Here is a 19062-nt window from a genome sequence, read left to right as displayed (position 1 = left end):
GGCGTCGGCGGGCAGCATACTTGGCTGATGAGTGATGTCCCGGAGGCCGAGGTGGTGCGGCGCCGGTGCGCGCGGGTGCTGCTCGTGGACGAGGACGACCGGGTGCTGCTGTTCTACAGCCGCGACTACATGGGCCCGGGCGTGGAGTACTACGTGACGCCCGGCGGCGGGCTCGACGCGGGCGAGAGCCTGCGGGAGGGCGCGGCGCGGGAGGTGTTCGAGGAGACCGGGCTGCGGATCGACCCCGCCGGTCTCGGCCCCATCGTGGCCGAGACCGAGGGCGACTGGTCGGACAGCCCCGACCTGGTGATCCACTCCCGCGACTCGTACTTCTTCCTGCGCGTCCCGCACTTCGCCCCGGTCCGCGACCGGCTCGAGGAGATCGAGCGGGCCGAGTTCACCGCCGCCCGGTGGCTGACCCTCGCAGAGGTCGCCGAAGCGGACGCGCTCGTGTTCCCCGCACGGATCGCGGGCCTGCTCAAGGGACTCCTGGCCGGTTCGGTTCCCGTTGCGCCCGTTCAGGTCCCGTGGGGCGCTTGGCGATGGGACGCGGATAGGGGCTGGACGGTCACCGAGCGTGCCCCCATACTTGACCGGTGAGCCCGACGAACGAACCCACTCGAATCGACCGGCGAGGAGCCCGGGGCATCATCGTGGATGAACAGGACTGCGTCCTGTTCATCGGCGGATACGCGACCCCGGAGCGCCCCGCCCGCTGGATCCTCCCCGGCGGCGGCATCGACCCGGGCGAGTCCATGCGGGACGCGGCCGCGCGCGAACTCTACGAGGAGACCGGCCTGCGGGTCGCCCCCGAGGACCTCGTCGGCCCGGTCGCCCGCCAGCACTACCGCAAGGTCCGCCCCGACCGCACGTTCACGCAGGAGAACCACTTCTTCCTCGTCCGCGTCGAGCGCTTCGAGGCGAAGGTCACCGGCGGCGACGCCTACGAGCAGGACCTGCAGTTCAACTGGATCCCGGTGGACGAGTTCCTGTCCACCGACGGCTTCGAGCAGGTCGAGCCGCTCCTGCACCTGGTCAAGCGCCTGATCTCCGGTGACGTCCCCGCCGAGCCCGTGCAGCTCGACACCATCGGCCGCCAGCTCGACGCGGCGTGAGGAGCACCCTGTGAGCATCGAGTCCGAGACCGGCGCGGTCTTCCGCACCGCCGCCCGCATCCTCATCCTCGACCAGTACGACGCGGTCCTCCACGAGGGCGGCGACCAGTGCCTGGACGGCGTCACCCGCTGGATCACCCCCGGCGGCGGCGTCGAGGACGGCGAGGACCTGCACGCGGCGGCCGTCCGCGAGACCGCCGAGGAGACCGGTTACGCCGTCGACCCGGCCGCGCTCGTCGGCCCGGTCGCGTTCGGGGTGCTCACCGCGTTCCCCAAGGGCCGCCTGCTGGTCCAGAAGAACTGGTACTTCTTCCACCGCACCGAGCGCTTCACCCCGCGCATCACCGGCGGCGACGCCTACGAGCAGCACTTCGAGTTCGCTTGGCTGCCGATCGAGCAGTGCGGCGCGGCCGACGGGACGCTCCTGCCCGACCGCACCGTCCAGCTCGTCAAGCGCCTGCGCGACGGCGACATACCGGCCGAGCCGGTCGACCTCGGCGGCACCTACAACCCTCGCTGGAGCGATTAGGCCCCGTACAGGCGCAGGAACATCTTGACGCCTTCACTGGTCGTCGCGGCCAGCTCCTCCTCGGTGAACGGGAGCGCCCCGAAGAACGTCCGCTCCGCGACGGGCGTGAACGTCAGCAGCGTGTAGTGCGCCGAGGCCTTCTCCGCGTCGTCGAAGACCAAGTGGCCCTTGGCTTTCAGCGCCTCGAAGTGCCCGGCGACGACGCGCCGCGAGTGCAGCGGCCCGGACTCCATCCACGCGTCGAGGATCTCGCGCGGCAGGTGCGTGACCTCGGCGCGGATGGTCCGGGCGATCGCGGCGTGGTCGTCCCTGGTGAGCACCGCCCGCGTCCGGTCGACGCCGAACTCGACCAGCTCGGCCTCCAGGTCCACGATCTTGTGCAGGTGCCGGTCGGCCAGCGCGGTGATCTCCTCGGCGAGTTCCCGGGACGCTTCGAGGGCGCCGGTGAGGAAGAGGGCTTCCTTGTCGGCGAAGTGGTTGTAGATGGTCTTCTTCGAGACCCCGGCCTCGCGGGCGATGGCGTCCACGGTGGCGCGGGTGTAGCCGTCGCGGCCGAACACGAAGTTGGCGGCGCGCACGATGGCGCGCCGCTTGTCCGGGCGGCCGGTGCGGCCGGTGTCCGCGGTCATCTGGGGCCCTCTCGGTGGGTTCGGTGCGGGCCCCAGTGTATTGACCGGTGCGTCAGGCGAGGAACGTCAGGACCTCCTTGAGGGCGTGTTCGGGCTGTTCGGCGAAGCTGACGTGGCCGCTGTCGAGTTCGGTGTAGGCGCTGCCGGGGATGGCTCGGGCGAGTTCGCGGGTGAGGTCGACGGGGACGAGGGCGTCTTTGGCGTTGCCGACGACGAGGGTCGGGATGGTGATCTTCGGCAGGAGGTCGCGGATGTCGAGGCGCAGGTCGAGGTCGATGTGGCGGAGGGTGCCTTCGTCGGGTGCCATGCCGGCGTTGAGGAGCGCGAGGGTGTCGGCGTCGAGGGTGCCGAGGAAGGTGGGGCTGAACGCGACGGTGGCGGCGAACTGGCCGAAGCGCTGGGGGTCGTCGGCGAGGGACTGCCAGAGGCGGAGGGTCTGCTGGAAGCCGTGGTGGTCGGAGCGGGGGAAGGAGGCCATGCTGACGAGTCGGGCGATGCGGTCGGGGTGGAGGGCGGCGGTGGCGGCGGCGATGGCGCCGCCGAGGGAGAAGCCGATGAGGTCGACGGTGTCGCCTGGGGCGGTTTCGGCTTCGATGACGGCGGCGACTTGGGCGGCGAGGGTTTCGATGTGGAGGGGTGCGCCGTCGTCGGTGGTGCTGGTGGTGCCGGAGAGGTCGGGGACGACGACGCGGAACTGGTCGGTGAGGTAGGGCAGGAGTTGGCCCCAGACGAATTCGCCGCCGCCGGAGCCGGTGCCGTGGACGAGGACGAGGGTGGGGCCGGTGCCTGCGGTGCGGTAGTGGACGCGGGCGGTGCCGACGGTGACGTGGTGGGAGGTGGTGGCGGTCATGGCGTGCTCCTTGCAGGGGGTTTGGAAACCCGTTGGTTTCCTTGTTGCACCCGACAGTACACCAATGGGTTTCCAAAGGAAACCACTGAGTGTAAATATGAGCGGAGTCACGCTGTTCCGGCACGCGAAACGGCGCCGCCCCCGCTCGTTCCCGAGCAGGGGCGGCGCCGCTGAAAGCCTTGCGGCCCTTACAGTTCGATCTCGCTGCGGTCCCCGGACCAGTCCGTGTGGAACGTGCCCTCACGGTCGACGCGCTTGTACGTGTGCGCACCGAAGAAGTCCCGCTGCCCCTGGATCAGGGCCGCCGGGAGGCGGCGCGAACGCAGCCCGTCGTAGTACGCCAGCGCCGACGAGAAGCCCGGCGTCGGGATGCCCGCGAGCGCGGCGGTCGAGACGACCCGCCGCCACGCGTCCTGCGCGTCCGTCACGATCTTCGTGAACTCCGGCGCCGCCAGCAGCGTCGGCAGCTCCGGGTTCGAGCGCCACGCATCGGTGATGCGGTCGAGGAAGCGGGCCCGGATGATGCAGCCCGCGCGCCACAGGGCCGAGCAGGAGCCGAGGTCGATGTTCCAGTCGTACTCGGCGCTGGCGGCCGCGATCTGGTCGAAGCCCTGCGCGTACGCGACGATCTTGGAGGCGTAGAGCGCCTGGCGGACGTCCTCGACGAAGTCCGCCGGGAAGTCCACCTTGCCGGTGGGGCCGGTGAGGACGTCGACGGCGCCTTCGCGCTGCTTCACGCCCGAGGAGAGGGCGCGGGCGAAGGTGGCCTCGGCGATGCCGGTGACCGGGACGCCGAGGTCGAGGGCGATCTGGACGGTCCAGCGTCCGGTGCCCTTCTGGCCGGCCTGGTCGACGATGACGTCGACGAGCGGCTTTCCGGTGGCGGCGTCGGTGTGGCCGAGGACCTCGGCGGTGACCTCGATGAGGTACGAGTCGAGCTCGCCGGCGTTCCACTCCGAGAAGATCTTGGCGAGGTCGGCCGGTTCGATGCCGACGCCGCGGCGCAGCAGGTCGTAGGCCTCGCCGATGAGCTGCATGTCGGAGTACTCGATGCCGTTGTGCACCATCTTGACGAAGTGCCCGGCGCCGTCGGGGCCGAGGCGGGAGCAGCACGGGGTGCCGTCGGGGGCCTTGGCGCTGATGGCCTCGAGGATCGGGCCGAGGGACTCGTAGGACTCCTCGGAGCCGCCGGGCATGATCGCCGGGCCCAGGAGGGCGCCCTCCTCGCCGCCGGAGACGCCGGTGCCGACGAAGTGGAGGCCCTTCTCGCGCAGGGCCGCTTCGCGGCGGCGGGTGTTCTCGAAGTGGGCGTTGCCGCCGTCGATGATCATGTCGCCGGGCTCCATGAGCGCGGCGAGCTGGTCGATGACGGCGTCGGTGGCGTTCCCGGCCTGGACCATGATCATGGCCTTGCGGGGGCGCTTGAGCGAGGCCACGAAGTCCTCGAGCGCTTCGGAGGGGACGAAGTCGCCTTCATCGCCGTGGGCCTCGATCAGCTCGGTGGTCTTGGCGTGCGTGCGGTTGTAGACGGCGACGGTGAAGCCGTGGCGGGCGAAGTTCCTGGCGAGGTTCGAGCCCATGACGGCCAGCCCCACCACGCCGATGTCGGCGGTGCTCATTCGGTCTCCCAACGTTGCGTAAGAGGTGTGCGCCCTGATTCTCGCCGAGCGGTGCGGCGGGGGCGGTCCCACCGCCGATCGTATCCACGCAGCGGGATGAGCGTCAGGGTACGAGAGGGGGGAGGCGGGCCCCTCCCGTGACACGTCGGCGGACTGTCCGGGCCGCACCTGCTGCGGGCCTAGGCTGTGGGGATGCAGTACTACGAAACCGTGCTCGACCTCATCGGCAACACCCCGCTGGTGCGGCTGAACTCGGTCACCGAAGGCATCCAGGCCACCGTGCTCGCGAAGGTCGAGTACCTCAATCCGGGCGGTTCGATCAAGGACCGCATCGCCCAGCGCATGATCGACGAGGCCGAGGCGTCGGGCGCGCTGCGGCCGGGCGGGACGATCGTGGAGCCGACCAGCGGGAACACCGGCGTCGGGCTGGCGATGGTCGCGCAGCAGCGCGGCTACAAGTGCGTGTTCGTGTGCCCCGACAAGGTCTCAGAGGACAAGCGGAACGTCCTGAAGGCGTACGGCGCGGAGGTCGTCGTGTGCCCGACCGCGGTCGACCCGGAGGACCCGCGCTCCTACTACAAGGTCTCCGACCGGCTCATCCACGAGATCGAGGGCGCGTGGAAGCCCGACCAGTACTCGAACCCGGCGAACCCGGCCTCACACTACGCGCAGACCGGCCCGGAGCTGTGGAAGCAGACGGACGGGAGGATCACGCACCTGGTCGCCGGGGTCGGCACGGGCGGCACGATCACCGGGATCGGCAAGTACCTCAAGGAGGTCTCGGGCGGGAAGGTGCAGGTCGTGGGCGCCGACCCGGAGGGTTCGGTGTACTCGGGCGGCACCGGGCGGCCGTACCTGGTCGAGGGCGTGGGCGAGGACTTCTGGCCCGAGAACTACGACCGCGATCTGGCCGACCGGATCGTGGAGGTCACCGACGCCGAGTCGTTCGCGATGACGCGGCGGCTCGCCCGCGAGGAGGGCCTGCTCGTGGGCGGCTCCGCGGGGATGGCCGTGGTCGGGGCGCTCGCGGTGGCCCGCGACGCCGGGCCGGGCGACGTGGTCGTGGTGATCCTGCCCGACGGCGGGCGCGGGTACCTCTCGAAGATCTTCAACGACGCGTGGATGACCGAGTACGGGTTCATGGGCGGCTCCGGCGAGACCACCGTGGGCGAGGTGCTGGCGAGCAAGGGCGCTTCGATCCCCGAGCTCGTCCATGTGCACCCGCAGGACACGGTGCGCGAGGCGATCGACATCATGCGCCAGTACGGGGTGAGCCAGATGCCGGTGCTCAAGGCCGAGCCGCCGGTGACCAGCGGCGAGGTGGCCGGGGCCGTGGCCGAGCGGGATCTGATGGACGCCCTGTTCTCGGGGAAGGCGACGCTCCACGACCCGATCGAGCGGCACATCGGGGACGCGCTGCCGACGATCGGCTCGGGCGAGCAGGTCGAGCGGGCCGTCGCGGCGCTGCACGACCGGGACGCGCTCATGGTGTTCGCCGAGGGCAAGCCGGTCGGCGTGCTCACCCGGCAGGACCTGCTCAGTTACGTCGAGCACTGATTCCGGCCGTTCCCTGGACGCGGCCCGCCGCAACCTCCTAATATAAGTTGCAACTTATATTAGGAGGTTGTTCCATGTTCGATGCCGTGGACCCGATCGAGGCCGTCAACGCGGTCGCGCGGGAAGTCCGCACCGGCGAGCGCGACGGGAAGCCGACCAGGCTCGTCGTCGCCCGCCGCACCTACCGCGCCGACCGGGCCGACGTCTGGGACGCCCTCACCAGCCCCAAGCGCCTGCCGCGCTGGTTCCTGCCCGTCAGCGGGAACCTCGAGCCCGGCGGCACCTACCAGCTCGAGGGGAACGCCGGGGGCCGCATCGAACGCTGCGACGCGCCCTCGGACCTGTCCGTCACCTGGGAGTTCGGCGGCGGCCTGTCCTGGCTCGACGTGCACCTGAGCGACGACGGGGCCGGCACGCGGCTCGAACTCGTCCACGAGGCCCCGGTCGACCCGGAGTTCTGGGGCCAGTTCGGCCCCGGCGCGGTCGGCATCGGCTGGGACTCGGCCCTGTTCGGGCTCGACCTGCACGTCACCGGCGGCGAGGACGTCGACCAGGCCGAAGCCGAAAAGTGGGCGGTCGGACCGGTCGGCGTCAGGTTCTCCACCATCGCGGGCGAGGCCTGGGGCGCGGCCGCGATCGCCGACGGCGACGACCCCGAGGCCGCGAACGCCGCGGCGGCGAACGCGATCCGGTTCTTCACCGTGCCGCCCGAGAACGCGTAGCGGGACGGCATAATGGCGCGGTCCGCAGCCGCGCCCCGGCGGTGTCATGAAAGCACGGTGTCATGAAGGCGAGCCCGATGGCCGATACGGTGTTCGACGCCCTCGGCGACCCCGTGCGCCGCCGGATCCTGGAGGTCCTCGGCCAGGGCGAGCGCCCGGCCGGGGCCGTCGCCGAGGTCCTGCAGGCGCATTTCACCATCTCGCAGCCCGCCGTCTCGCAGCACCTGAAGGTGCTGCGCGAGGCCGGGCTGGTGACCGTGCGGGCTGAGGGGACGAGGCGGATCTACGCCGTCGACGCCGAAGGCCTCGACGCGGCGCGGGCCTGGCTGGAGCGGTTCGCGGACGCGTTCGCCGGGCCGCTCGACGCCCTGGAGACCGAGCTCGCGCGCGGCAAGCGCGAACGCCGCCTCGCGAAGGACCCCGCGCGCCGGAAGGCCGCCTAGCCGCTCCAAACAGGAAAGTATCCGACTCGTTCGATTGCGGGCCTTGCGAAAGCCGACCGCAAACCGGGCGAGTCGGATTTTTCTGCCTTGGGTTCCTTGACTTTCGCGTCGCGTCCGGACAACATGAGGAGGATATATTTAAGATTCTTTATCTTTGGAGGTCCCTTGGGACGCATCCGCAGAACGGCGCTCGTCGCCGCCACCGCCCTCGCCGCGGCGGGCACCGCGATCGCGGTGCCGATGGCCCTGGCGAACAACGCCTCCGCCGAGGCCGCCTGCACCGGGCCCGCCTGGGTGTCGAGCGAGATCTACGTCGGCGGCGACCTGGTCAGCCACGACGGCCGCGAGTACAAGGCCAAGTGGTGGACCACCGGTGAGACCCCCGGCACCACCGGCCAATGGGGCGTCTGGCAGGACCTCGGCGCCTGCGGCGGCGCCGAGCCGACCACCCCGCCCACCACCGGCGGGCCCACGCAGGAGCCCACCGAGCAGCCCACCGGCGAACCGGGCCAGAGCGACGCGCACCTCACCGGCTACTGGCACAACTTCGACAACGGCTCCGGCGTCATGGAGCTCAACGCGGTCCCCGCCGCGTACGACATCGTCGCGATCGCCTTCGCCGAGTCCACCGCCACTCCCGGGCAGGTCGACTTCGCGCTCGACGCGAGCCTCACCGCCGCCGGGTACACCGAGGCCGAGTTCAAGGCCGACATCACCGCGCTCAAGAACCAGGGCCGCCACGTCGTCATCTCGGTCGGCGGCGAGAAGGGCAACGTCACCGTCAACGACGCGGCCACCGCCTCCGCGTTCTCCAGCTCCGTCCTGGCGCTCATGGACGAGTACGGCTTCGACGGCGTCGACATCGACCTCGAGCACGGCATCAACGCCGGGGCCCTGGAGACCGCGCTGCGCGCCGTCAGCGCCGCGAAGCCCGGCTTCACGTACACGATGGCGCCGCAGACGATCGACTTCCAGTCCACTTCGGCCGGGTACTACCAGCTCGCGACGAGGACCAAGGACATCCTGACGATCGTCAACATGCAGTACTACAACTCCGGCTCGATGCTCGGCTGCGACGGCCAGGTGTACGCCCAGGGCGACGTCGACTTCCTCACCGCCCAGGCCTGCATCCAGCTCGAGGCGGGCCTCGCGCCCAGCCAGGTCGGCCTCGGCCTCCCCGCCGTGGCCAGCGCCGCCGGCTCGGGCTATGTGGACCCGTCGATGGTGAACAACGCCCTCGACTGCCTCGCGAAGCTCGCCAACTGCGGCGACTTCAAGCCCGACAAGGCGTACCCCGGCATCGGCGGGGCCATGACCTGGTCGATCAACTGGGACAAGACGAGCGGCTACCGGTTCGCCAACACCGTCGGCGGCCACCTCTCGACCCTGCCGTAGCGGTCAGGGGCGGGGCCTGGCGGTCCCGCCCCTGCTCACGCGTTGACGGCGTCCCGCAGGACCTGGTCGACGGTCCAGGCCGAGCCGTTCACGTTCGCGAGGACGACGGTGTTGACGCCGTGCCCGGGGTAGTGGCGGATGAGCGCTTCGGCGCCCGGGTCGCCGCCTTCGGAGCCGAGGGCGCGGCCGGGGCCGCCGCCGAGGAGGTAGACGCCGAGGCCCATGGCCTCGTGCTCGCCGCCGCGGGCGTGCTCGCGGGTCATCTCCGCCAGCAGCGGCGGCTTGACGATCTCCCCCGCGGCGAAGCGGGTCAGGAGGCGGTCGAGGTCGGCGGCGGTCGCGAACGCGCCGCCGTCCGGGCCGCCGACGACGGGGGCCGCGAACACGTTGGTGCGCCACGGCCCACCCGGTTCGCTCGGGCGAAGGTAGCCGGCGGCGACGTCGGGCCGCACCTCGTCGGCGGCGAAGAACCCGCTGTCGCCCATGCCGGCCGGGCCGAACACGCGCGCGCCGACCGCTTCGGTGTAGCCGGTCCCGGCGGCCTCCTCGATGACGAGGCCGAGCAGGATGTACCCGGCGTTGGAGTACTGGAAGCGCCCGCCGGGGGCGCGGTAGGGCGGCAGGTCGCCGAACAGGGCGAGGAAGTCGGCGGGTTCGCGCATGCGGTAGACGGGCCGGTCGCGCCACAGCGCCGCGTACTCCTCGGCCCACGCGGCGGTCGCGGTCTCCTCCTCGAAGTAGTCGGCGATGCCGGAGGTGTGGGCGAGCAGGTGGCGGACGGTGACGTCGTCGCGGAGGGTGGAGGGGCGGCGTTCGGGCGGCAGTATCTCGACGACCGGCGCGTCCAGTTCCAGTCTCCCGTCCGCGACGAGGGAGAGGACCGCGATCGCGGTGAACAGCTTCGTGACCGACCCGAGCGCGAAGCGGGTGCGGGGGCCGACCGGGACGCCTGCCGCGCGGTCGGCAAGGCCGACATGGGTTTCGAGGACCGTGCGGCCCTCCCGCGTGACGAGCACGGTCCCGGAGAAGTCCCGTTCGGCGTGGAGCCGGGCGAGCTCGGCTTCGATGTGGTCGGTCCGCATCCCCGAAGTATCGGCCCGGGGCGCGGGCGCGGCAACGGGTTTAGCCGGGCCGGATTCACATCCGGGCCCGGTTCGCGCCGCCCGTGTCCTCCTGGGGCGCATGATGCGGGGATGAACGACGCCAAGCCGATCGTGGCCGCCTTCCTCGACGAGGTCCGCTCCGGCGCGCACCCCGACCGCGCCGCGCGGTTCATGGCCCCGCGGGTCCTCGCCCACCAGGTCGTCTCCGAGGACGAGGTGACCGTGGAGCGCACGCCCGAGCAGTACGCCGGGCACGTCCGGGACATGCTGGAGGCGTACGGGCCCTTCGCGTTCCGCGTCGACGAGCTCATCGCCGAAGGCGACCGGGTGTACGCCCGCTGGACGCAGCACGGCCGCCACCTCGCCGAGGTCGACGGCGTCCCCGCCACGGGCGAACCGCTCACCGAGGTCGCGAGCGCGGTCTACCGGGTCGAGGACGGATTGATCGCCGAGTACTGGATCCAGATCGACCGGCACGGCCTGGCCGAGCAGCTGCGCCGCGGACGCTAGGCGGCCTTGGTCGGCTGCCGCAGCTGGCCTTCGAGGGAGGTCATGCGGGCCTCGGTGCGCATCTCGGCGTCCGTGGGGACGATGACGACCGTGTAGACGAGGACGAGCAGGACGATCGCGGTGAGCGTCGCCATCGGGAAGACGAGGTCGGCCGAGTGGACGCCGTGGGCCTCCACTGGGGACTCACCGGCGGTCCGGACGCCGAACATGGCCGTGTAGTGCATGAGGTTGACCGCCAGGGCCATGACGACCGCGGCGAGCCAGATCGACGCGGCCTTCTCGAGCCGCCACGACAGCCACAGCGCGGCGGTGGCCGCGAGGACGGCGATCGCGACTGCGGCGGCGACGTACGGGGGCGCGTGGGTGAGCGCGGCGTCGGCGCTGACCGCCGCCATCCCCAGGTAGTGCATGGCGGCGACGCCGCCGCCGGTGAGCAGGCCCGCGACCGCGAGCTTGAGCCCGGAGTAGCGGCCGAAGCCGATGGCGAGGAGCCCGCAGGCGACCACGGCGACGGCGACGAGGGCACTCAGGGTCGTCAGCAGCGGGTCGTAGAGGAGGGTCGCGCCGTCGATGTCGAAGCCGAGCATCGCGACGAAGTGCATGACCCAGATGCCGGTGCCGCCGATGGCGAACGCGGCCACGACGAGCCACAGGGCCCGGCGTCCGGGCCGGTCGGTGCGGCGGGCGTGCCGGGCGACGAGGAGGCCGAGGGCCGATCCGGTCATGGAGACCAGGAACGCGATCGGGAGGGTGAGGTAGCCGTAGTTGAAGTGCTCGATCATTGCCGGTCGTCCAGGGGGGAGAGGGGTCTCGTACTGGTGAGTACGTCGGGTGGATCGTAACCGGAAACCGGTGTCCCCTGTGTCCCCGCGAAACTCCCGGTATGCGGCTTACCTGGGCTTTCGCCGCCTTCCCCAGGCTCGCGGAAACGGACGAACCCCGCCAATGCGCCTGCCGCTCACGACAGGTCGGACCGACCGGTGAGCAGAATCCAGCCGATCAGACCGATCCGGGCAAAGGCCGCGCCTCGCGCGCCGCGCGGACCTCGTAACGGCGGGGGCATCGCGTCCGTCTCGGCCGCGACAGCCGCCCAGTCGACCCGCGCCGGTTCGCGCTCACGCATCTGGGCGCGCTCGGCGAGCGCGCGCAATCGGTCGTCCATGCCGTCCTCCGCAGACGATTGGGGCCGCCCGCTCTGTGAGCGGACGGCCCAATCTAGAAGTGCGGTGCTACCGGACGGTGAGCTTCGGCTTGCGGCCCACCGTCAGCACGGGCTTGCGGGTCTCGGCGTAGAAGTCGTTGCCCTTGTCGTCCACGACGATGAACGCCGGGAAGTCCTCGACCTCGATCTTCCAGACCGCCTCCATGCCCAGCTCCGGGTACTCCAGGACCTCCATCGACTTGATGTTGTCCTGCGCGAGCTTCGCGGCCGGGCCGCCGATCGAACCCAGGTAGAAGCCGCCGTGCGTCTTGCACGCGCTCGTCACCTGGTCGGAGCGGTTGCCCTTGGCGAGCATGACGAACGAGCCGCCCGCCGCCTGGAACTGCTCGACGTACGTGTCCATGCGCCCGGCCGTCGTCGGACCGAACGAGCCGGACGCGTACCCCTCGGGGGTCTTCGCCGGGCCCGCGTAGTAGACCGCGTGGTCCTTCAGGTACTGCGGCATCGGCTCGCCCGCGTCCAGGCGCTCCTTGATCTTGGCGTGCGCGATGTCGCGGGCGACCACGAGCGTGCCCGTCAGCGACACCCGGGTCTTCACCGGGTACTTCGACAGCTCCTCGCGGATCTCGCTCATCGGCCGGTTGAGGTCGACGCGCACGACGTCCTCGTCGAGGTCGTCCTCCTGCACGTCCGGCACGTACCGGCTCGGGTCGGTCTCCAGCTGCTCCAGGAACACGCCCTCCGCGGTGATCTTCGCCGTGGCCTGGCGGTCGGCCGAGCACGACACCGCGATCGCCACCGGCAGGGACGCGCCGTGGCGCGGCAGGCGGATGACGCGGACGTCGTGGCAGAAGTACTTGCCGCCGAACTGCGCGCCGATCCCGAACTGGCGGGTCAGCGCCAGCACCTCCTGCTCCAGCTCGACGTCGCGGAAGCCGCGGCCCAGCGGCGAGCCCTCGACCGGCATCCCGTCCAGGTACTTCGCGGAGGCGTACTTGGCGGCCTTGAGCGCGTACTCGGCGCTCGTGCCGCCGATGACGATCGCCAGGTGGTACGGCGGGCACGCGGACGTGCCGATGCCGCGCAGCTTCTCCTCCAGGAACCGCAGCATCGCGTCCGGGTTGAGGATCGCCTTCGTCTCCTGGAACAGGAACGACTTGTTCGCCGAGCCGCCGCCCTTGGCCATGAACAGGAACTTGTACGCGTCGCCGTCCTCGGCGTACAGCTCGATCTGCGCGGGCAGGTTCGAGCCGGTGTTCTTCTCGTCCCACATGGTCACCGGCGCCATCTGGCTGTACCGGAGGTTGAGGTCCCGGTAGGCCTGCCAGACGCCGCGCGACAGGTGCTCGGCGTCGCGGCCGTCGGTGAGGACGTGCTGCCCGCGCTTGCCCATGATGATCGCCGTGCCCGTGTCCTGGCACATCGGCAGGACCTCGCCGGAGGCGATGTTCGCGTTCTTGAGCAGGTCCATCGCCACGAACCGGTCGTTGCCGCTGGCCTCGGGGTCGTCGAGGATGGAGCGCAGCTGCGCGAGGTGCGCGGGGCGCAGGAAGTGGGAGATGTCCTTGACCGCTTCGGTGGCGAGCTGCGTGAGCGCCTCGGGCTCCACCGTCAGGAACCGCCGCCCGGCGGCCTCGACCGTGTTCACCCCGTCCTTGGTGATCAGGCGGTACTCGGCGGTGTCGGGGCCGAGGGGAATCTGTTCGGTGTACTGGAACTCCGATGTCACGCGTTCCAACTTAGCGCGCACGGTGCGCGGGCCGTGTGTGAGGCGAAGCTCAGTCGGGGCCCGGAGCGGCCGGTGTCCGCCCCTGGAATGTCGTACCCGGCCGGTAGCGTCACACTCAGGCGGCGCGACGCTGGCGCACCGCCTGTAAGCAGGTACGATTGCCCGGTTGTCCGTACCGGCCTCATTTCAGGGCGGGACGGCACGCGCAAGTGAATCCTCCTGCTGCGGAGAGACCGCAGCCGTTGAGACCAAAGGGGGTGGAGCGATCTTGCGGCACTACGAACTCATGGTGATCCTCGAACCGAACATCGAGGAAGCACAGGTCAGCCCGACGCTGGACAAGTTCCTGAAGGGCGTCAAGGACGCCGGAGGGACCGTCGACAAGATCGACGTCTGGGGCCGGCGCCGTCTCGCCTACGAGATCAACAAGAGCAACGAGGGCGTCTACGCCGTCATCGACCTGCAGTCCGAGCCCGGTCCCGTCGCTGAGATGGACCGTCAGCTCCGGCTCAACGAGTCGGTGCTGCGCACCAAGGTGCTGCGACCGGAGCTTCGGTAACCCGACCCTGTAACTGCGAGACCTTGAGGAGACCAGGTCATGGCAGGCGAAACAGTCATCACGGTTATCGGCAACCTCGTCGACGACCCCGAACTGCGTTACACGCCGTCCGGTGCCGCCGTCGCGAAGTTCCGAATCGCATCGACCCCGCGCACGTTCGACCGCGAGTCGAACGCGTGGAAAGACGGTGAGGCCCTGTTCCTCACCTGCAGCGTCTGGCGTCAGTACGCCGAGAACGTCGCCGAGTCGCTGTCGCGCGGTACCCGCGTGATCGTGCAGGGCAGGCTCAAGCAGCGCAGCTACGAGACCCGCGAGGGCGAGAAGCGCACTGTGTACGAGCTCGACGTCGAGGAAGTCGGCCCCGCGCTGCGTTTTTCCACCGCGAAGCTCAACAAGTCCGGCGCCGGTTCCGGCGGTGGTGGCGGTCGTTCCTTCGGGGGCGGCGGCAACTCCGGTGGTTCCGCACCTGACGACCCTTGGGCCTCGGCCGCCCCTGCCGGCGCTTCCGCCGGCGGTGGAGGCTTCGACGAGGACCCGCCGTTCTAACCGGAGCCATCCGGTAACGATCTCGAGTAAGAGGCAAGACAACACATGGCCAACCCGAAATCGGCTCCCCTGCGGAAGCCGAAGAAGAAGCCGAACCCGCTTGAAAAAGAGGGTATCGAGTACGTCGACTACAAGGACACGGCGCTGCTGCGGAAGTTCATCTCCGACCGCGGCAAGATCCGTGCCCGTCGTGTGACCGGCGTGACCACCCAGCAGCAGCGCCAGATCGCCGCGGCCGTCAAGAACGCCCGCGAGATGGCCCTGCTCCCGTACACCAGCCAGACCCGCTAAGGAAGGAGCGCAACATGAAGATCATCCTGACTCATGAGGTGCCCAACCTCGGCTCGGCCGGCGATGTGGTCGAGGTGAAGAACGGCTACGGCCGCAACTACCTCCTGCCGCAGGGCCTGGCGATCGCCTGGACCAAGGGCGGTCAGAAGGAAGTCGACGCGATCCAGCGCGCCCGTGCGGCCCGCCAGATCCACGACCTCGACCAGGCTCGCACCGTGGCCGAGCAGCTGAAGAAGACCGACGCCCACATCGTCGCCCGCACGGGCGACGGGGACCGTCTCTTCGGTTCGATCACCGCGGTCGACGTCGTCAAGGCCGTCGACGAGGCCGGGGGTCCGAAGATCGACCGCCGCCGCGTCGAGCTGCCCGCCGCGATCAAGTCGGTCGGCACCTACGACGTGTCGGTCAAGCTGCACCCGGAGGTGACCGCGAAGTTCAAGCTCCAGGTCACCCCGGCCAAGCGCCGCAAGAAGTAGGACGCGCAAGCGACCGGAGGGCCCGTGCCTGTTTTCGCAGGTCACGGGCCTTTGTCGTACCCGTATGGGAGAGTGTCCTTTTCACTGGTAGTGGTGAAGGTGGGATCGGGAGGGTACCCGGGGCCGCCCGTACGGCCTCAGGGCGACGGCCGCCGCCGGGCCGCCCGTACGGCCTCAGATCACCCAGCCCGCCGTCCGCAGCACCACCGTCACCAGGCCCGCCCCGAGGATCGCCGCCGCCGAGCCCGCGACCCCCGCCCGCCAGCCCGCGCGCGGCAGGCGCAGCAGCACCGCCACCAGGAGGCTCGCGGTGAGCGCCGAGAGCGTCCACGCCCAGCCGCCCGCGATCGCCGCCGAGAGCCGCCCGGCCACGGTGCACCCGTCGTCGGCGCACGTCGCGTCCACCGGCGGCTGCGAGAGCAGCCAGGCGAAGTAGATGCACAGCGGCACCGCGTACCAGGCGAGCGTCACGAGCAACGTCGGCGTGAACGCCCGCTCGCCCGGGCGGTCGTCGCCTTCGGGGTCGAGCCGCGGCCTGCGCTCGGGTTGCCGGGGGGCGTTCATGGGGTCTCGCTCCTCTGATCCGTGCCGGGGTCGCCCCTCACCTTAGCGGGAAGTTGGCACGAACGAATCTCCGTCCACAGGCGGTGGACGGCGTCGGCACAGGTGAACGCCGCGATTCGAGCCCGGATCACGTTCTTGTCCACAGGTTGTCCACAGGCCGGACCCGGTTATCCACAGGTTATCCACAGCTTTGTCCACAGGTTGTCCACAGCCCCGTTTGCAACCGTGCCCGGCGCGACATAGCGTCGTTGACGCCGCCGAACTGTCGTATGCGGGCGGTACATTCTCCATGAACGCACGGTGACCGAGGGGGTGGACGGCATGACCGACGTGTCGGCGGAAGGCGTCTACTCGCGGGGCGCCAACGGCTCCAGCAACTCCTATTTCGACACTCCCCCAGAGGACCCGTTCGGCGACGACGGCGGCGGCCGCGGCTCCGGCGGCGGAGGCGGCGCCCGCACCTACGAGCGCACCCCGCCCCAGGACACGCAGGCCGAGATGTCCGTCCTCGGCGGCATGCTCATGAGCAAGGACGCGATCGCCGACGTCATCGAGGTGCTCGGCCCGGGCGACTTCTACCAGCCCAAGCACGGCATGGTCTTCGACGCGATCATCGACAAGTTCGGCAACGGCGAGCCCGCCGACGCCGTCACGATCGCCGCGGCCCTCGCCGACACCGGCGACCTCGCCAAGATCGGCGGCGGCCCCTACCTCCACGACCTGCTCAACGCCGTGCCCACGGCCGCGAACGCCGGGTACTACGCGAAGATCGTCAAGGAGAAGGCGATCCTGCGCCGCCTCATCGAGGCCGGGACGAAGGTGGTCCAGTACGGCTACGGCGGCGGCCAGGGCGGGCGCGACATCGACGACCTCGTCGACCTCGCCCAGCAGGCCGTCTACGAGGTCACCGACAACCGCCAGAGCGAGGACTTCGCGGTCCTCTCCGACCTCCTCCAGCCCGCGATGGACGAGATCGAGGCGATCGGCGCGAGCCAGGGCCTCATGACCGGCATCCCCACCGGCTTCGCCGACCTCGACCGGCTCCTCTCGGGCCTCCAGGCCGGGCAGCTCATCATCGTCGCCGGGCGTCCCGGCGCCGGCAAGTCCACGGCCGCCATGGACTTCATGCGGCACGCCTCGCTCCACCACCGGCACGCCGCGGCCCTGTTCAGCCTCGAAATGAGCAAGCTCGAGATCGTGATGCGCCTGCTCAGCGCCGAGACGCGCGTGCCGATGCACGTCCTGCGGTCGGGCGACCTGTCCGACGACGACTGGACGCGCCTGGCCAAGCGCATGGGCGACATCTCCGAGGCGCCGCTGTTCGTCGACGACACGGCGTCGATGACGATGATGGAGATCCGGGCCAAGGCCCGGCGGCTCAAGCAGCGCCACGACCTCAAGCTCATCGTCGTCGACTACCTGCAGCTCATGACCTCGCCGAAGAAGACCGAGTCGCGCCAGCAGGAGGTCTCCGAGATCTCGCGCGGGCTCAAGCTCCTCGCGAAGGAGGTGCAGTGCCCGGTCATCGCGGTCGCGCAGCTGAACCGCGGTCCCGAGCAGCGCACCGACAAGCGCCCGCAGCTGTCCGACCTCCGCGAGTCCGGTTCGCTCGAGCAGGACGCCGACGTCGTCATCCTCCTGCACCGCGAGGACTACTACGACAAGGAGTCGCCGCGCGCGGGCGAGGCCGACTTCATCGTCGCCAAGCACCGCAACGGCGCGACGGACACGATCACCGTCGCGGCCCAGCTGCACCTGTCGCGCTTCGTCGACATGGCGGTCTGAGCGGGGCTCAGCGCCACCATTCGACGGCCAGCGACGGGCCGAGGCCGGTCTCCTCCTCGAGTTCGTCGACCGCTTCGTCGTCCTGGGCCAGGCCCTGGAAGAGCGTGCCGGTGACGGTGCCCGCCACGGCGTCCCGCAGCGGCAGCCACCAGCCGAGCAGGACCACCGGGTACAGCAGGTACCCGAACCGGGTCGAGGGCATGAGCAGGAACGCCGCCGAGAGGCCCGCCGCGCACCACAGCGCCGCCGACGCGGCCGTCACCGGCGGGCGCGTCCACAGCAGCCCGGCGATCACGAGCGCCGCGAGGCCGAGCAGGGCCGGGGCGATGAGCTCGCCGCCCGGGACGTACTTGGCGACGAGGAAGCCGGGCAGCGGCGACTGCGCGGGCGAGGTGACCACGCCGTGGCCGAGGCCGAAGGCGATCACGTTGTCGAAGAAGCCGCGGGCGTCGACGAGCAGGACCGGGAGCATCGTCGCGGCGACGGGGATGGCGAATCCGGCGGCGTACCGCCTCAGGCTGCCGTTCTGCCACAGCAGGAACGCGATGACGACGGCGGCGGGCCAGGCGAAGAGCTTGAGGGCGGCGGCCGCGCCGATCGCGAGACCGGCGGCGAAGCCGCGCTCGCGGTGGGCGAAGGCGAGCGCGAGGACCATGAGGGCGACGACGGGCATGTCGTCCCCGCCGGTCGCGAACGTCAAGGCGCACACGGGGAACACGAACGTGGCCTGGACGGCGCGCAGCAGCGGGCCCTTGCCGGCGCCCATGGCGTTGAGCGCGCTGCCGGGGCCGCCGCGCAGGAGCCGGACCGCGCCGACCGCGCACGCGGCGGCCGCGAGGAGGAAGTAGACGCGGGCGTCGGTCCACCAGTGCTCGCCGAAGACCGCCGCGGGGATGCCGAAGACGGCCATGCCGGGCTGGTACGGGTTGTAGCCGAGGAGCGGCTCGGGGAGGGCCGCGATCTGGTCGGCGTGCAGGTAGGGGCTGCCGGTGTCGAGGAGGCGCGCGCCGGAGGACTCGACGACGAGGACCTCCTCCTGGGCGCGGCCGCTCACTCCGGAGGCGCGTTCGACCGCCATGAGCGCCAAGGGGATCGCGGTGACGGCGAGGGCGGCGCCGACGGCGACGAACATGCGGCGGCGCCAGACCGGGCCCGGCTGGGCGAGGAGGATCGCGGCGCAGATCGCGGCGGGGAGGTAGCCGCCGAAGGCGATCGCGCCCCACTGGGCGTGGGAGTCGAGGGTGGTCCACAGCGCGGTGGCGCCCGCGAAGAGCGCGGCCAGGCCGTAGAAGGCGAGGTCGATGATGAGCGGACGGTTGGACACCCGGACAGCGTACGGGGGCGGCGCGAACGGGGTCGGTGTGCGGCCGTCCCCCGTGGTCGGGTGTGTCGGTGCCCGAGCGCCCCCGATTCGATTGTCGCGCGAGGGTACGACAGTGCGGCCGGACCGGGACCGCAGGAGCACTGGCTTGGCAACA

General features: G+C 70.7%; 22 protein-coding genes. 13 read left to right on the top strand and 9 right to left on the bottom strand.

What is annotated here, in order from left to right; all coding sequences use genetic code 11:
- The first annotated feature begins 27 nt into the window (after positions 1–27).
- Genes ACGGCP_RS01415 through ACGGCP_RS01405 form a run of 3 tightly spaced genes read left to right on the top strand, consistent with a single transcriptional unit; the run spans position 28 to position 1644 of the window.
- Positions 28–600, top strand: a complete 573-nt coding sequence (locus ACGGCP_RS01415) for an NUDIX hydrolase (RefSeq protein ID WP_392959448.1) — start codon at positions 28–30, stop codon at positions 598–600.
- Positions 597–1115 (top strand): NUDIX domain-containing protein, encoded by a 519-nt coding sequence (locus ACGGCP_RS01410; RefSeq protein ID WP_392959445.1) that lies wholly within the window; start codon positions 597–599, stop codon positions 1113–1115. Before ACGGCP_RS01415 ends, ACGGCP_RS01410 begins: the two co-directional genes overlap by 4 nt.
- A 10-nt stretch (positions 1116–1125) precedes the next feature.
- Complete coding sequence (locus ACGGCP_RS01405) at positions 1126–1644, top strand: NUDIX domain-containing protein (RefSeq protein ID WP_392959443.1); 519 nt, start codon at positions 1126–1128, stop codon at positions 1642–1644.
- Here the strand turns inward: ACGGCP_RS01405 and ACGGCP_RS01400 are convergent.
- The 3 genes from ACGGCP_RS01400 to gndA form a co-directional block, all read right to left on the bottom strand.
- Entirely contained in the window at positions 1641–2273 is a 633-nt protein-coding gene (locus ACGGCP_RS01400) for a TetR/AcrR family transcriptional regulator (protein ID WP_392959441.1), read from the bottom strand. The genes ACGGCP_RS01405 and ACGGCP_RS01400 overlap by 4 nt on opposite strands.
- A 52-nt stretch (positions 2274–2325) precedes the next feature.
- Positions 2326–3123 carry an alpha/beta fold hydrolase gene (locus tag ACGGCP_RS01395; protein WP_392959438.1) on the bottom strand — a complete coding sequence of 266 codons (798 nt, stop codon included), beginning with the start codon at positions 3121–3123 and terminating at the stop codon, positions 2326–2328.
- Between the two features lie 188 nt (positions 3124–3311).
- Entirely contained in the window at positions 3312–4742 is a 1431-nt protein-coding gene (gene gndA / locus ACGGCP_RS01390) for an NADP-dependent phosphogluconate dehydrogenase (protein ID WP_392959436.1), read from the bottom strand.
- 192 nt (positions 4743–4934) lie between these two features.
- On the opposite strand from gndA, the gene ACGGCP_RS01385 reads away from it, so the two are divergent.
- The 4 genes from ACGGCP_RS01385 to ACGGCP_RS01370 all read left to right on the top strand — a co-directional run bounded on the left by ACGGCP_RS01385 (position 4935) and on the right by ACGGCP_RS01370 (position 8859).
- Positions 4935–6299 carry a cystathionine beta-synthase gene (locus ACGGCP_RS01385; RefSeq protein ID WP_392959433.1) on the top strand — a complete coding sequence of 455 codons (1365 nt, stop codon included), beginning with the start codon at positions 4935–4937 and terminating at the stop codon, positions 6297–6299.
- Between the two features lie 74 nt (positions 6300–6373).
- A complete protein-coding gene (locus ACGGCP_RS01380; protein WP_392959430.1) occupies positions 6374–7021 on the top strand; it encodes an SRPBCC family protein in 648 nt (215 codons plus the stop codon).
- A gap of 77 nt (positions 7022–7098) precedes the next feature.
- Positions 7099–7464, top strand: coding sequence for an ArsR/SmtB family transcription factor (locus ACGGCP_RS01375; protein ID WP_392959428.1), 366 nt, complete (start codon positions 7099–7101; stop codon positions 7462–7464).
- A 165-nt stretch (positions 7465–7629) separates the two neighbouring features.
- The gene (locus ACGGCP_RS01370; RefSeq protein ID WP_392959425.1) at positions 7630–8859 is read left to right on the top strand and encodes a glycosyl hydrolase family 18 protein; all 1230 of its coding nucleotides are present in this window, start codon (positions 7630–7632) and stop codon (positions 8857–8859) included.
- A gap of 35 nt (positions 8860–8894) precedes the next feature.
- Here ACGGCP_RS01370 and ACGGCP_RS01365 read toward each other — a convergent pair whose 3' ends face one another.
- The gene (locus ACGGCP_RS01365) at positions 8895–9941 is read right to left on the bottom strand and encodes a serine hydrolase domain-containing protein (RefSeq protein ID WP_392959422.1); all 1047 of its coding nucleotides are present in this window, start codon (positions 9939–9941) and stop codon (positions 8895–8897) included.
- Positions 9942–10052: 111 nt separating this feature from the next.
- On the opposite strand from ACGGCP_RS01365, the gene ACGGCP_RS01360 reads away from it, so the two are divergent.
- Positions 10053–10472 (top strand): ester cyclase, encoded by a 420-nt coding sequence (locus ACGGCP_RS01360; protein WP_392959419.1) that lies wholly within the window; start codon positions 10053–10055, stop codon positions 10470–10472.
- Here ACGGCP_RS01360 and ACGGCP_RS01355 read toward each other — a convergent pair.
- From ACGGCP_RS01355 to ACGGCP_RS01345, 3 genes are all read right to left on the bottom strand, one after another.
- Positions 10469–11254: an MHYT domain-containing protein gene (locus ACGGCP_RS01355; RefSeq protein WP_392959417.1), complete on the bottom strand. Its 786-nt coding sequence runs from the start codon at positions 11252–11254 to the stop codon at positions 10469–10471. The genes ACGGCP_RS01360 and ACGGCP_RS01355 overlap by 4 nt on opposite strands.
- Before the next feature lie 176 nt (positions 11255–11430).
- Entirely contained in the window at positions 11431–11634 is a 204-nt protein-coding gene (locus tag ACGGCP_RS01350) for a hypothetical protein (RefSeq protein WP_392959414.1), read from the bottom strand.
- 67 nt (positions 11635–11701) lie between these two features.
- Positions 11702–13363, bottom strand: coding sequence for a fumarate hydratase (locus ACGGCP_RS01345; RefSeq protein WP_392959411.1), 1662 nt, complete (start codon positions 13361–13363; stop codon positions 11702–11704).
- Positions 13364–13631: 268 nt separating this feature from the next.
- On the opposite strand from ACGGCP_RS01345, the gene rpsF reads away from it, so the two are divergent.
- Genes rpsF through rplI form a run of 4 tightly spaced genes read left to right on the top strand, consistent with a single transcriptional unit; the run spans position 13632 to position 15235 of the window.
- Complete coding sequence (gene rpsF / locus ACGGCP_RS01340) at positions 13632–13922, top strand: 30S ribosomal protein S6 (protein WP_208497184.1); 291 nt, start codon at positions 13632–13634, stop codon at positions 13920–13922.
- Between the two features lie 39 nt (positions 13923–13961).
- Positions 13962–14468: a single-stranded DNA-binding protein gene (locus ACGGCP_RS01335; RefSeq protein WP_392959409.1), complete on the top strand. Its 507-nt coding sequence runs from the start codon at positions 13962–13964 to the stop codon at positions 14466–14468.
- Between the two features lie 45 nt (positions 14469–14513).
- Positions 14514–14759 carry a 30S ribosomal protein S18 gene (rpsR, locus tag ACGGCP_RS01330; protein WP_030160643.1) on the top strand — a complete coding sequence of 82 codons (246 nt, stop codon included), beginning with the start codon at positions 14514–14516 and terminating at the stop codon, positions 14757–14759.
- A gap of 14 nt (positions 14760–14773) precedes the next feature.
- Positions 14774–15235 carry a 50S ribosomal protein L9 gene (rplI, locus tag ACGGCP_RS01325; RefSeq protein ID WP_270112402.1) on the top strand — a complete coding sequence of 154 codons (462 nt, stop codon included), beginning with the start codon at positions 14774–14776 and terminating at the stop codon, positions 15233–15235.
- Between the two features lie 174 nt (positions 15236–15409).
- Here rplI and ACGGCP_RS01320 read toward each other — a convergent pair whose 3' ends face one another.
- Positions 15410–15799 (bottom strand): hypothetical protein, encoded by a 390-nt coding sequence (locus tag ACGGCP_RS01320; RefSeq protein WP_392959406.1) that lies wholly within the window; start codon positions 15797–15799, stop codon positions 15410–15412.
- A gap of 300 nt (positions 15800–16099) precedes the next feature.
- On the opposite strand from ACGGCP_RS01320, the gene dnaB reads away from it, so the two are divergent.
- The gene (gene dnaB / locus ACGGCP_RS01315) at positions 16100–17584 is read left to right on the top strand and encodes a replicative DNA helicase (RefSeq protein WP_392959404.1); all 1485 of its coding nucleotides are present in this window, start codon (positions 16100–16102) and stop codon (positions 17582–17584) included.
- Positions 17585–17591: 7 nt separating this feature from the next.
- On the opposite strand, the gene ACGGCP_RS01310 is transcribed toward dnaB, so the two are convergent.
- Complete coding sequence (locus ACGGCP_RS01310; protein WP_392959400.1) at positions 17592–18908, bottom strand: glycosyltransferase 87 family protein; 1317 nt, start codon at positions 18906–18908, stop codon at positions 17592–17594.
- Positions 18909–19062: the final 154 nt, after the last annotated feature.

This window comes from Glycomyces sp. NPDC048151 (genome assembly GCF_043202775.1).
GTDB lineage: Bacteria > Actinomycetota > Actinomycetes > Mycobacteriales > Micromonosporaceae > Glycomyces.
This window is presented reverse-complemented; position numbering and strand designations above follow the sequence as displayed.

Coding starts and splice junctions, on each gene's coding strand:
- ACGGCP_RS01415 (WP_392959448.1), top strand. CDS start 28: ATGAGTGATGTCCCGGAGGCCGAGGTGGTGCGGCGCCGGTGCGCGCGG.
- ACGGCP_RS01400 (WP_392959441.1), bottom strand. CDS start 2,273: ATGACCGCGGACACCGGCCGCACCGGCCGCCCGGACAAGCGGCGCGCC.
- ACGGCP_RS01395 (WP_392959438.1), bottom strand. CDS start 3,123: ATGACCGCCACCACCTCCCACCACGTCACCGTCGGCACCGCCCGCGTC.
- gndA (WP_392959436.1), bottom strand. CDS start 4,742: ATGAGCACCGCCGACATCGGCGTGGTGGGGCTGGCCGTCATGGGCTCG.
- ACGGCP_RS01385 (WP_392959433.1), top strand. CDS start 4,935: ATGCAGTACTACGAAACCGTGCTCGACCTCATCGGCAACACCCCGCTG.
- ACGGCP_RS01380 (WP_392959430.1), top strand. CDS start 6,374: ATGTTCGATGCCGTGGACCCGATCGAGGCCGTCAACGCGGTCGCGCGG.
- ACGGCP_RS01375 (WP_392959428.1), top strand. CDS start 7,099: ATGGCCGATACGGTGTTCGACGCCCTCGGCGACCCCGTGCGCCGCCGG.
- ACGGCP_RS01365 (WP_392959422.1), bottom strand. CDS start 9,941: ATGCGGACCGACCACATCGAAGCCGAGCTCGCCCGGCTCCACGCCGAA.
- ACGGCP_RS01360 (WP_392959419.1), top strand. CDS start 10,053: ATGAACGACGCCAAGCCGATCGTGGCCGCCTTCCTCGACGAGGTCCGC.
- ACGGCP_RS01355 (WP_392959417.1), bottom strand. CDS start 11,254: ATGATCGAGCACTTCAACTACGGCTACCTCACCCTCCCGATCGCGTTC.
- ACGGCP_RS01350 (WP_392959414.1), bottom strand. CDS start 11,634: ATGGACGACCGATTGCGCGCGCTCGCCGAGCGCGCCCAGATGCGTGAG.
- ACGGCP_RS01335 (WP_392959409.1), top strand. CDS start 13,962: ATGGCAGGCGAAACAGTCATCACGGTTATCGGCAACCTCGTCGACGAC.
- rpsR (WP_030160643.1), top strand. CDS start 14,514: ATGGCCAACCCGAAATCGGCTCCCCTGCGGAAGCCGAAGAAGAAGCCG.
- rplI (WP_270112402.1), top strand. CDS start 14,774: ATGAAGATCATCCTGACTCATGAGGTGCCCAACCTCGGCTCGGCCGGC.
- ACGGCP_RS01320 (WP_392959406.1), bottom strand. CDS start 15,799: ATGAACGCCCCCCGGCAACCCGAGCGCAGGCCGCGGCTCGACCCCGAA.